This window comes from Streptomyces sp. BL1, assembly GCF_057628045.1.
The window spans coordinates 6009904-6021762 of the sequence record NZ_JBXYWZ010000002.1 but is presented as its reverse complement, the minus strand read 5'-3'; the positions used below and the strand labels follow the sequence as shown (position 1 = coordinate 6021762).

Genomic DNA, 11859 nt, shown 5'->3' with positions numbered 1-11859 from the left:
GCCCGCACCACCGAGGAAGGACGTCAGCATGAGCACGCCGTACCCGTTCACCGCGCTTGTCGGTATGCGGGACCTGCAGCTCGGACTGCTGCTGAACGCCGTCAACCCCAGCATCGGGGGCGTGCTCGTACGGGGTGAGAAGGGGACCGCGAAGAGCACCGCCGTACGGTCGCTGGCCGCGCTGCTGCCGCAGCTCGACACGGTGCCGGGCTGCCGGTTCTCCTGTGCTCCGGCCGCGCCCGACGCGGAGTGCCCGGACGGGCCGCACGAGACGGCACCCGGCGTGCAGCGGGACGCCCGGCTGGTCGAACTGCCCGTCGGCGCCTCGGAGGACAGGCTCGTCGGTTCGCTGGACATCGAGCGCGCACTGTCGGAGGGCGTGAAGGCGTTCGAACCCGGCCTCCTCGCACAGGCGCACCGTGGCGTGCTGTACGTCGACGAGGTCAACCTGTTGCAGGACTTCCTCATCGACTCCCTGCTGGACGCGGCCGCCATGGGCGTGTCGCACATCGAGCGCGAGGGTGTGTCCGTACGGCACGCCGCGAAGTTCCTGCTGGTCGGCACCATGAACCCCGAAGAGGGCGAACTGCGGCCGCAGTTGCTCGACCGGTTCGGGCTGACGGTCGAGGTGGCCGCGTCCCGGGAGACCGACGAGCGGGTCGAGGTCGTCAAGCGGCGCATGGCGTACGACGAGGACCCGGAGGGCTTCTCCGCGCACTGGACGGACGACGAGCAGTCGCTGCGCGAGCGCATCGCCGCGGCCCGTGCGCTGCTGCCGCAGGTGCGGCTGGGCGACGCGGCGCTCCGTCAGATCGCGGCGACCTGCGCCGCGTTCGAGGTGGACGGCATGCGCGCCGACATCGTGATGGCGCGTACGGCCGCCACGCTCGCCGCGTGGGCGGACCGTACGGACGTGCTGGCGGAGGACGTACGGCAGGCGGCGCTGCTGGCGCTGCCGCACCGCAGGCGCCGGAACCCGTTCGACTCCCCCGGGCTCGACGAGGACAAGCTCGACGAGACGCTGGAGCAGAACGCGGGACAGGACGACGAGGGCGACGGGGACGACGATCCGGACGGCGGTGGCGGCCCGGACGGCGGCGGTGGACAGCCGCCCCAGGAGCCGGAGGGCCCGCAGGACGGCCAGCCGTCCGAGAACGAACAGTCCGACGGCGGCGGGCAGTCGGAGCAGCCGGAGATCCCCGAGCAGGAGCAGCCGTCGGAGCCGAGCCCGGCCCGTGCGGACGCGTCCCCCGACGAGGAGCAGCCGGAGGAGAGCGAGCAGCCGGCGTCCGGGCAGAGCCGGGAGAAGGGCGCGGCCTCGGCGGGCGAGCCGTTCAAGGCGCGCACGCTGACCGTGCCCGGACTGGGCGAGGGCGCCGCCGGACGGCGATCCCGCGCGCGGACGACACACGGGCGCACGATGGGTGCCCGCCGGCCCCAAGGGTCGCTCGGCAGGCTGCACTTGTCGGCCACCGTGCAGGCGGCGGCCCCGCACCAGCGGACACGCGGGCGCAGCGGCCCCGGACTGGTGGTGCGCCGGGACGACTTCCGGGAGGCCGTGCGGGAGGGCCGTGAGGGCAATCTCGTGCTGTTCGTCGTCGACGCCTCCGGCTCGATGGCGGCCCGCAAGCGCATGAGCGCCGTGAAGGGTGCCGTGCTGTCGCTGCTGCTGGACGCGTACCAGCGGCGCGACAAGGTCGGGCTGATCACTTTCCGCCAGTCCGACGCCGAGGTCGCGCTTCCGCCGACGTCCTCCGTCGACGCCGCAGCGGCGCGGCTGGAGTCGCTGCCCAGCGGCGGCCGTACGCCGCTGGCCGCGGGCCTGCTGAAGGCGCGCGAGGTGCTGCGCGTGGAGCGGCTGCGGGACGCGGCTCGGCGCCCGCTGCTGGTCACCGTCACCGACGGGCGGGCCACAGGCGGCCCGGACCCGGTGGACCGCTCGCGGCGTGCCGCGCGGCTGCTGGCGTCCGACGGGACCGCCTCGGTCGTCGTCGACTGCGAGGCCGGGCCCGTACGCCTGGGCCTGGCGGGCGAGTTGGCGCAGGAGCTGGGCGGCCCGGCCGTCACGCTGGACGAACTGCGCGCCGACGCGGTGACCGATCTCGTACACGCCGCCACAGGAAACACACAGAGCAGGAGGGTCGCCTGATGCCGCAGGGACAGCCGAGCGTCGTACCGGACGACGGACTCACCACACGTCAGCGCCGCAACCGCCCGCTGGTCTTCGTCCACACGGGGCCGGGCAAGGGCAAGTCGACATCCGCCTTCGGGCTGGCGCTGCGCGCCTGGAACCAGGGCTGGCCGATCGGGGTGTTCCAGTTCGTCAAGTCGGCCAAATGGAAGGTCGGTGAGGAGCGCGCGCTGCGCGTCCTCGGCGAGACCGGTGAGGGCGGCACCGTCGCCTGGCACAAGATGGGCGAGGGCTGGTCCTGGGTGCAGCGCGACGCGCAGTTCTCCAACGAGGAGGCGGCGCGCGAGGGCTGGGAGCAGGTCAAGCGGGACCTGGCGGCCGAGACGTACAAGCTGTACGTGCTGGACGAGTTCAACTACCCGATGCACTGGGGCTGGATCGACACGGACGAGGTCATCGAGACCCTGCGGAACCGGCCGGGCACCCAGCATGTCGTCATCACCGGGCGGAACGCGCCGCAGAAGCTGCTCGACGCCGCGGACCTGGTCACCGAGATGACGAAGGTGAAGCACCCGATGGACGCCGGGCAGAAGGGCCAGCGGGGCATCGAATGGTGACCGTTTCGCAGGTTCCGCAGGTGACTTCGTGAGCGGGGTGAGCATTCCGCGCCTCGTGGTGGCCGCGCCGTCGTCCGGCAGCGGCAAGACCACGGTGGCCACCGGGCTGATGGCGGCGTTCGTCGAGCGCGGCGTCACCGTCTCCCCGCACAAGGTCGGCCCCGACTACATCGACCCCGGCTATCACGCGCTGGCGACGGGCCGCCCCGGGCGGAACCTCGACGCGTACCTGTGCGGCCCCGGACTGGTCGCGCCGCTGTTCGCGCACGGTGCCGCGGGGGCCGAACTGGCCGTCGTCGAGGGCGTGATGGGCATGTTCGACGGTGCGTCGGGAGAGGGCGAACTGGCGTCGACGGCGCATGTGGCGAAACTGCTGCAGGCGCCCGTCGTGCTGGTCGTCGACGCCTCGTCGCAGTCCCGCTCGGTGGCGGCACTGGTGCACGGTTTCGCGTCCTGGGACCCGGAGGTACGGGTCGCGGGCGTGATCCTCAACAAGGTCGCGTCGGACCGCCACGAGGCTCTGCTGCGCGAGGCGCTGGGCGGCGCCGGTGTTCCGGTGCTCGGTGTGATGCGGCGCGCGGGCCGGGTGAGTACGCCGGGACGGCACCTGGGGCTCGTACCGGTCGCCGAACGGCACGGCGAGGCCGTCGAGTCGGTGCGGGAGCTCGCGGCGCGCGTCAGGGAGGGCTGCGACCTGGACGCGCTGTTCGCGCTGGCGCGCAGCGCGCCGGATCTCCCGGGTACGGCGTGGGACCCGGCGGCCGCGCTGGACGCTGCCGCCGGGGGCCAGGGGGCGGTGACCGCGGACAGTACGAATGCGAGTCCTGCCGACGGTTCCGGTCGGCCTGTGGTGGCTGTCGCCGGAGGGGCCGCGTTCACGTTCTCGTACGCCGAGCATGCGGAACTGCTGCACGCGGCCGGCGCGGACGTCGTACCGTTCGACCCGCTGCACGACGAGACGCTGCCCGAAGGAACCCGCGGGCTGGTCATCGGGGGCGGCTTCCCCGAGGTGTACGGGCCCGAACTGTCCGCCAACGAGCCGCTGCGCAAGGCTGTCGCCGATCTCGCGGCCGGCGGCGGGCCTGTCGCCGCCGAGTGCGCGGGACTGCTGTATCTGGCCCGCGAACTGGACGGCAAGCCCATGTGCGGCGTCCTGGACGCCACCGCGCACATGACGGAACGGCTGACACTCGGCTACCGCGAGGCCGTCGCCGTCGGCGACAACTCCCTTGCCGCTGCCGGGACACGCGTCCGCGGGCACGAGTTCCACCGGACCGCCATCGAGCCCACCGCGGGCACCGCTCCCGCCTGGGGCTTCGTCCGGCCGGAACGCCGTGTCGAAGGGTTCGTGCAGGACAACGTGCACGCCTCCTATCTGCATGTGCACTGGGCTGCCGCACCGGAACTGGCCCGCCGGTTCGTCGAGAGGTGCGCACAGTGAGCACGCGTGGGACGCCGGCCGGACAGCCGGACGGCGCCGGCGAGTTGACGGAATCCGTGGCGTACGGGACGACCGGTGTGCCGGCGCTGGACGCGCTCGGCTGGCCCGCCGAAGGGGCTGTCGCCGCCGTGGCGCGGCGCATTCTGGACGGCGAACCTGTCGCCCTGCGCCCGGACGTACGGTGGCCGCTCCCGGCGCTGCCGCCGAACGTCCGGGCGCCCGGCGAGGCCTCGGAGGCCGGCGGGGACGCGGGGAACGGCGGTGACGCGGGGAACGGTGCGTCCCCGGACGCCGGTACGTCCTGTGGCGGTCCCGCTCTGTGGGTGACCGACGAAGTCGTCCTGCTGGGGCCCGACGAGGCCGTGGTCCGGCCGCCGTCGCTCGTCGCCGGCATCGGCGCGGGCAGCGGTGTGACGGCCGCCGAGGTGCTGGAGCTCATCGAAGTGACCCTCGACGACGCGGGGTTGTCCCCGCGCTCCCTCACGGCGCTGGCGACCGTCGACGCCAAGGCGAACGAGGCGGGCCTGCTAGCCGCAGCCGACCGGCTCGGGGTGCCCCTGCGGACGTACGCCGCGGAGACGCTGAGCCGCGTCGACGTGCCGAATCCGTCGCACGTGCCGCGGGCGACCGTGGGCACGCCCTCGGTCGCCGAAGCGGCCGCCCTGCTGGAGGCCGGGACGGGTGAACTCCTCGTCCCCAAGGCCAAGTCCTTCCACCCGGACGGCGCGCCCGCCAGAGCCACGGCCGCCGTCGCGCGGCGCGTCCCGTCGCACAGCGCGCACGAGACGCAGGCCGCGAGCGACACGCGGGACGCGCACACGCGGGACACGTACGACACGCGGAACCCGCTCGACAGCACACGGAACCCGCTCGGCCACGAGGAGAAGCCGTGACCACAGGCAGCAGCGCGGACACGCGTGAACCCGATCTGCGGCACCACGGTGACGCCGAAGTACGGGGCGACGGCGCGGGTCTGACCGATCTCGCGGTCAACGTGCGTACGGGTACCCCGCCGGCCTGGCTGACCTCCCGTATCGCCGCGTCCCTCGGCGGTCTCGCCGCCTACCCGGACGGCGGGCCGGCGCGGCGCGCCGTCGCCACCCGGCACGGGCTGCCCGACGAGCGGGTGCTGCTGACGTCCGGCGCCGCCGAGGCCTTCGTCCTGCTCGCCCGCGCCCTGCCCGCGGCCGAACCGGTCGTCGTGCACCCGCAGTTCACGGAGCCCGAAGCGGCGCTGCGGGATGCCGGGCACCGTGTGTCCCGGGTACTGCTGCGCGCGGAGGACGGCTTCCGGCTCGATCCCGCGGCCGTACCGGAGTCCGCCGATCTGGTCGTGATCGGCAACCCGACGAACCCGACGTCCGTTCTGCACCCCGCCGACGCTCTGCGCGCGCTGGCCCGTCCCGGCCGGTCCCTCGTCGTCGACGAGGCGTTCATCGACGCGGTGCCCGGCGAGCGGGAGTCGCTGGTCCCCCTGCTGTCCTCCGGTGAACTGCCCGGACGGGTGCTGGTGTTGCGCAGTCTGACCAAGACCTGGGGTCTGGCAGGACTGCGCATCGGGTACGTACTGTCCGACCCCGGCACGGTGGAACTGCTGGCGGCCCAGCAGCCCCTGTGGCCCGTCTCGGCGCCGGCACTGACCGCCGCACAGGCGTGCTGTGAGCCGGAAGCGCTCGCCGAGGCGGAGGACGCGGCACGCCGTACGGCCGCCGACCGGGCCCATCTGCTGGACCGGCTGGGCGAGTTCGGCGAGCTGTCCTGCGTACCGGCGGCCGAGGGCCCCTTCGTCCTGATGCGGCACCCGCGCGCGGCACAGCTGCGCGCGGATCTGCGCGAACTGGGCTTCGCCCTGCGGCGCGGCGACACGTTCCCCGGCCTGGGCCCGGAGTGGCTGCGGCTCGCCGTGCGCGACAGGGACACGACGGACGCACTGACGGAGGCCCTGGCCAAACTGCTGTAGGTGTTGCTGCAAGGCTGTTGCCGAGTACGACAGCGGCGACGCCTCGGAGGCAACCACCCCATGGACAGCAGCACCATCCGGCAGCCCGGCATCGTGGCCCGCGAGCACGTCGTCCGCGTGCCGCTCGACCACGCGCGGCCCGACGGCGAACAGATCGAGGTCTACGCCCGTGAGGTCGCCGCGGCCGGCAAGGAGCGGGACGGGCTGCCGCTGCTGCTCTTCCTCCAGGGCGGGCCCGGCGGCCGCTCACCGCGGCCCCTCGGGCAGGACGGCTGGCTGGCCCGCGCACTCCAGGACTACCGGGTCGTCCTCCTCGACCAGCGGGGCACGGGCCGCTCCACGCCCCTGGACCGGCAGACCCTCCCGCTGTACGGCACACCGGAGCAACAGGCCGACCTGCTGGCGCACTTCCGCGCCGACGCCATCGTGCGCGACGCGGAGGCCGTACGGCGGCACCTCCTGGGGCACGGCACGCCGTGGTCGGTCCTCGGGCAGAGCTTCGGGGGCTTCTGCACGTACACCTATCTGTCGCTGGCTCCCGAGGGCGTACGCGAGGCGTTCGTGACCGGCGGCACGCCGTCGCTGAGCGCGGACGCCGACGAGGTCTACCGCGCCGCGTATCCGCGCGTGGAGCGGAAGTGCCGCGCGCACTACGGCCGTTACCCCGGCGATGTGGCAGCAGTCCGGCACGTCGCCGAGCACCTGTCGGAACGGGACGTACGGCTGCCGGACGGCAGTCCGCTCACCGTCGAGCGCTTCCAGTCGCTCGGGCTGATGCTGGGCGAGGGGCGGGGCTCCGACAGGCTGCACTATCTGCTGGAGGACGCGTGGACGACAGGGCCGCACGGCCGCGTACTGTCCGACACGTTCCTCGGCTCCGCCCAGCAGCAGCTCTCCCTGGCGGCCAACCCGCTGTTCGCCCTGCTGCACGAGCCCATCTACGCCCAGCGGTCCGTCACTTCGCGGGGCACCCGCTGGGCGGCGCAGCGCGTGCGGGCGGACTTCCCGCAGTTCGACGCGGCGCGCGCCCTGGAGAGCGGTGAACCCGTGCTGTTCACGGGCGAGATGATGTACCCCTGGATGTTCGAGACGGACCCCGCGCTGCGGCCGCTCGCGGAGACGGCCCGGCTGCTCGCGGAACGCGAGGACTGGCCCGATCTGTACGACCCGGCGCGGCTGGCGGAGAACGAGGTGCCGGTGCAGGCCGCCGTGTACCACGACGACATGTACGTGGACCGGGACCACGCCCTCGCCACCGCCGACACGGTGGCCGGGGTCCGGGTGTGGGTGACCAACGAGTGGGAGCACGACGCGCTGCGGGTCAGTGAAGGCCGCGTCCTGGACCGGCTGTTCGGCATGGCCCGCGGGGAGGTGTAGCGGCTCCCCGCGAGCCGCCGCGGACCGGCGGGCCCGCCGTGGACCGGTGAACGGTTACTGGACCACGCGTCCGCGCAGCAGCACCCTGCGCGGTCCTGCCAGCGCCCGTACGTCCTCGCGCGGGTCCGTGTCGTATACGACGAGGTCCGCGGGCGCGCCCTCGTCGAGTCCCGGGCGGCCCAGCCAGCTTCGCGCGCCCCAGACGGCGGCCGACAGCGCGTCCCGCGCGGGGATGCCGGCCTTCACGAGTTCCGCGACCTCGTCGGCGATCAGGCCGTGCGCGAGGGAGCCGCCGGCGTCCGTACCGGTGAAGATCGGGATGCCCGCGTCGTAGGCGGCGCGCACCGTGTCGTAGCGGCGCTCGTGCAGTTGCCGCATGTGCGCCGACCACTGCGGGAACTTGCTCTCGCCGCCGGCGGCGAGCTGCGGGAACGTCGCGATGTTGACGAGGGTCGGCACGATGGCGACGCCGCGTTCCGCGAACAGCGGGATGGTGTCCTCGGTCAGCCCTGTGGCGTGCTCGACGCAGTCGATGCCGGCCTCGACGAGGTCCCGCAGCGAGTTCTCGGCGAAACAGTGCGCGGTGACGCGTGCGCCCTCCTCGTGTGCCGCCGTGAACGCCTCCTCGACGGCCCAGCGCGGCCAGCACGCGGTCAAGTCGCCCTCGGCGCGGTCGATCCAGTCCCCCACGATCTTCACCCAGCCGTCGCCGCGGCGGGCCTCGTACCGTACGTACGCCGCCAGGTCGCCGGGCTCGATCTCGTGCGCGAAGTTGCGGATGTAGCGCTTCGTGCGGGCGATGTGCTGTCCGGCGCGGATGATGCGCGGCAGGTCGTCGCGGTCGTCGATCCAGTGCGTGTCCGTCGGCGAACCCGCGTCCCGCAACAGCAGGGCCCCGGCGTCGCGTTCGGTCAGCGCCTGCTTCTCGGTTGTCGACTCGTCGACGGGGCCGTGCGTGCCGAGGCCCACGTGGCAGTGCGCGTCGACGAGGCCGGGAAGCGCCCACCCCTCGAGCGTGGTCGCCTCTCCGGCGGGGCGTTCGTACGTGATCTTCCCGTCGACGACCCACAGTTCGCCCTTGACGTCCTCGTCCCCGGGCCCCGCGAGCACCCGCCCCTTGATCCGCAACACGTCACTCATGCCCCGCACTGTACGAGCCCCTGCCGCCCACCAGAATCCCGCCTCGGCGCGCCGCGGCCCGGCGCGCGACCAGGGGGGCGGCCGCGGGTGGCGCGGTGGTCCGAGTCGTCGTGAGAGGGCCGTGAGCAATTCGGGGTTGCGTCGATTACGGAGTGCAGCTTCCGGGAGACGGAGCGGAAATGTGTTCCCGTTGTACGCGGATCGGGGCGGCGTACTACGCAGGGGGATTGTTATTTGCGTAAGGGGTGCCACACGATGCGTCACGTGTGCATAATGAGGGCGCATTCCCCGTGCATTGTCGAGCGCAGTGTCCCGTATTCTTATGCCCGCTCATCCCGGGCTTAAACGCCACGATTTCAAGGGCGTCAACCCCCAAAACTCGGACGTGCTTCGAGGTCGTTACGCCAATGTGACCGACCCCACAAGTCGTCCGGTTCATCCCCGCAAAAGGCCATTTCACCTCCCAGGATTCGGTCATCTTGCGCGTCTGCGCGCCCCCGCGCGATAACACAGTGGATCGCTCTTGTGAACCCCAGACCCCCGTGCGTTTTTGGATTCTGCTGGGTAAATTTAATCTGCATGACCGCCGCACAAGCAGACCATGCACGTGCCCACAGTGATTTCCTTGAAATGCCGGAGGGGCTGAAGCTCGACACTCCACGACTGGAGGACGGAGCCGCGATCTGGCGTATCGCCCGCGACTCCGGAACGCTCGACCTCAACTCCTCCTACAGCTACCTGCTGTGGTGCCGCGACTTCGCCGCCACCTCCGTTGTGGCCCGATCCGCGTCTGGCGAGCCAGTCGGTTTCATCACCGGCTATGTACGCCCCTCGGCCCCCCGCACCCTGCTGGTGTGGCAGGTGGCCGTGGACGAGGCGGCGCGGGGCCGCGGCCTGGCAGCGGCGATGCTGGACGGGCTGAGCGCCCGGGTCGCGGACGAGCTGGGCATCGACGGGATCGAGACCACGGTCACCCCCGACAACACACCCTCCAACAGGCTGTTCACTTCCTACGCGGAGCGCCACGGCGCGGATGTCGCCAAGGAGGTTCTGTTCGACGCCGGAGTGTTCCCGGAGGCCGGCCACGAACCCGAAGTGCTGTACCGAATAGGCCCGGTGACGTTCCCAGGCGCCCGGCGCTGACGTACGCCCCCACGCGCACCGGCAGTTGAGCGCCCAGCGCCCCCGGTACTCCCGGGCGCCCCCGGGTGCCCCTCCCCTCCCGGCGCAGTGCCGCGCCGTGGCGCAACGACGCACAACCCCCACATCCCAGACTTCACTCACGCGACGCACGCGACTCACTCCCAGGAGCAAGCTGTGACCATCACCCAGCCGGATCTGAGCGTCTTCGAGACCGTCGAGTCGGAGGTGCGCAGCTACTGCCGTGGCTGGCCCACCGTGTTCGACCGCGCGCAGGGCGCGCACATGTACGACGAGGACGGCCACACCTACCTCGACTTCTTCGCCGGCGCGGGCACGCTCAACTACGGGCACAACAACCCCGTGCTGAAACGAGCCCTGATCGACTACATCGAGCGCGACGGCGTCACGCACGGCCTGGACATGAGCACCTCGGCCAAGCGGACGTTCCTGGAGACGTTCAAGAGCACGATCCTGGAACCCCGCGGCCTGAACCACAAGGTCATGTTCCCCGGCCCGACCGGCACCAACGCCGTGGAGGCCGCGCTGAAGCTGGCCCGCAAGGTGAAGGGCCGCGAGTCGATCGTCTCGTTCACCAACGCCTTCCACGGCATGTCGCTCGGCTCGCTCGCCGTGACCGGCAACGCCTTCAAGCGCGCCGGCGCCGGCATCCCGCTCGTGCACGGCACGCCGATGCCGTTCCACGACTATCTCAACGGCACCACCGAGGACTTCGTCTGGTTCGAGCGGCTGCTCGAGGACGAGGGCTCCGGCCTCAACAAGCCGGCCGCGGTCATCGTCGAGACCGTGCAGGGCGAGGGCGGCATCAACGTGGCGAGCGCCGAGTGGCTGCGGGCGCTGGAAGACCTGTGCCACCGGCACGACATGCTGCTGATCGTCGACGACATCCAGATGGGCTGCGGCCGCACGGGCGGTTTCTTCTCCTTCGAGGACGCGGGCATCAAGCCGGACATCATCACGGTGTCCAAGTCGATCGGCGGCTACGGACTGCCGCTGGCGCTCACGCTGTTCAAGCCGGAGCTGGACATCTGGTCGCCGGGCGAGCACAACGGCACGTTCCGCGGCAACAACCCGGCGTTCGTGACCGCCACCGCCGCGATCGAGACGTACTGGAACGACGCGCAGATGGAGAAGCAGACCCTCGCCCGCGGCGAGCAGGTCGAGCGGGCGCTGCGCGCCATCGCCGAGGAGCACGGCGACGAGGTCGTCGCCGACGTGCGCGGCCGGGGTCTGGCGTGGGGCCTGGAGTTCCACGACAAGGAGCGGGCCGGCAAGGTGTGCAAGCGCGCCTTCGAGCACAACCTGCTGCTCGAGGACTGCGGCCCGCAGAGCGAGGTCGTCAAGCTGCTGCCGTCGCTGACGATCACTCCGGAGGAGCTGGACGAGGGCCTGCGCATCCTGGCCCGTTCGGTGCGCGAGACCGCGTAGTTCCGCAGTATTCCGACCCGCCCCGGTGCGACTTGCCGGGGCGGGTCGCCCCGTGACGGGCCCCGTACCCGCGGTACACACTGCACACGGGGTCTGAGAAAGGCCCGTTCAGGGCACGCAAAGAGACACACCGTAAGAGAAAGGTACGACGGCACCGTGATCGTTCGTTCGTTCAAGGACATCGAAGGCACCGACCGCCACGTCAAGGCCGCGTCGGGCACCTGGGAGAGCAAGCGCATCGTGCTCGCCAAGGAGCGGGTCGGCTTCTCGCTGCACGAGACCACGCTGTACGCGGGTACCGAGACGTCGATGTGGTACGCGAACCACATCGAGGCCGTGCTGTGCGTGGAGGGCGAGGCCGAACTCACCAACGACGAGACCGGCGAGAAGCACTGGATCACCCCGGGCACGATGTACCTGCTCAACGGGCACGAGAAGCACACCATGCGCCCGAAGACGGACTTCCGTTGTGTCTGTGTCTTCAACCCGCCGGTGACCGGCCGGGAGGACCACGACGAGAACGGTGTCTACCCGCTGCTCACCGAGCCCGACGAGGGCTGAGCAGCCCGACGCAGGCTGAACGCCGCGGCGTCGCAGCCTGGTT

The 11859-nt window shown here is 71.8% G+C and carries 9 protein-coding genes and 1 pseudogene; 9 read left to right on the top strand and 1 reads right to left on the bottom strand.

Annotated elements, in window-relative coordinates:
- The first annotated feature begins 28 nt into the window (after nucleotides 1-28).
- The 6 genes and pseudogenes from AC3AGO_RS26425 (at nucleotide 29) to AC3AGO_RS26400 (ending at nucleotide 7526) form a co-directional block, all read left to right on the top strand.
- A complete protein-coding gene (locus AC3AGO_RS26425; protein WP_487822731.1) occupies nucleotides 29-2149 on the top strand; it encodes a putative cobaltochelatase in 2121 nt (706 codons plus the stop codon).
- Complete coding sequence (gene cobO / locus AC3AGO_RS26420; RefSeq protein WP_487822730.1) at nucleotides 2149-2748, top strand: cob(I)yrinic acid a,c-diamide adenosyltransferase; 600 nt, start codon at nucleotides 2149-2151, stop codon at nucleotides 2746-2748. Before AC3AGO_RS26425 ends, cobO begins: the two co-directional genes overlap by 1 nt.
- Before the next feature lie 28 nt (nucleotides 2749-2776).
- Entirely contained in the window at nucleotides 2777-4189 is a 1413-nt protein-coding gene (locus AC3AGO_RS26415) for a cobyrinic acid a,c-diamide synthase CobB (RefSeq protein WP_487822729.1), read from the top strand.
- 20 nt (nucleotides 4190-4209) lie between these two features.
- Nucleotides 4210-4950, top strand: a pseudogene (locus tag AC3AGO_RS26410) (cobalamin biosynthesis protein); the annotation flags it as partial.
- A gap of 128 nt (nucleotides 4951-5078) precedes the next feature.
- The gene (cobC, locus tag AC3AGO_RS26405) at nucleotides 5079-6149 is read left to right on the top strand and encodes an Rv2231c family histidinol phosphate aminotransferase CobC (protein WP_487822728.1); all 1071 of its coding nucleotides are present in this window, start codon (nucleotides 5079-5081) and stop codon (nucleotides 6147-6149) included.
- Nucleotides 6150-6209: 60 nt separating this feature from the next.
- Complete coding sequence (locus AC3AGO_RS26400; protein ID WP_487822727.1) at nucleotides 6210-7526, top strand: alpha/beta fold hydrolase; 1317 nt, start codon at nucleotides 6210-6212, stop codon at nucleotides 7524-7526.
- A gap of 54 nt (nucleotides 7527-7580) precedes the next feature.
- Here AC3AGO_RS26400 and AC3AGO_RS26395 read toward each other — a convergent pair whose 3' ends face one another.
- A complete protein-coding gene (locus tag AC3AGO_RS26395; protein ID WP_487822726.1) occupies nucleotides 7581-8666 on the bottom strand; it encodes an amidohydrolase family protein in 1086 nt (361 codons plus the stop codon).
- A 630-nt stretch (nucleotides 8667-9296) separates the two neighbouring features.
- Between AC3AGO_RS26395 and ectA the strand changes: the two genes are divergently transcribed.
- From ectA to AC3AGO_RS26380, 3 genes are all read left to right on the top strand, one after another.
- Entirely contained in the window at nucleotides 9297-9809 is a 513-nt protein-coding gene (gene ectA / locus AC3AGO_RS26390; protein ID WP_487822725.1) for a diaminobutyrate acetyltransferase, read from the top strand.
- Nucleotides 9810-9983: 174 nt separating this feature from the next.
- Complete coding sequence (ectB, locus tag AC3AGO_RS26385; RefSeq protein ID WP_487822724.1) at nucleotides 9984-11255, top strand: diaminobutyrate--2-oxoglutarate transaminase; 1272 nt, start codon at nucleotides 9984-9986, stop codon at nucleotides 11253-11255.
- A 156-nt stretch (nucleotides 11256-11411) separates the two neighbouring features.
- A complete protein-coding gene (locus AC3AGO_RS26380; RefSeq protein WP_487822723.1) occupies nucleotides 11412-11816 on the top strand; it encodes an ectoine synthase in 405 nt (134 codons plus the stop codon).
- Nucleotides 11817-11859: the final 43 nt, after the last annotated feature.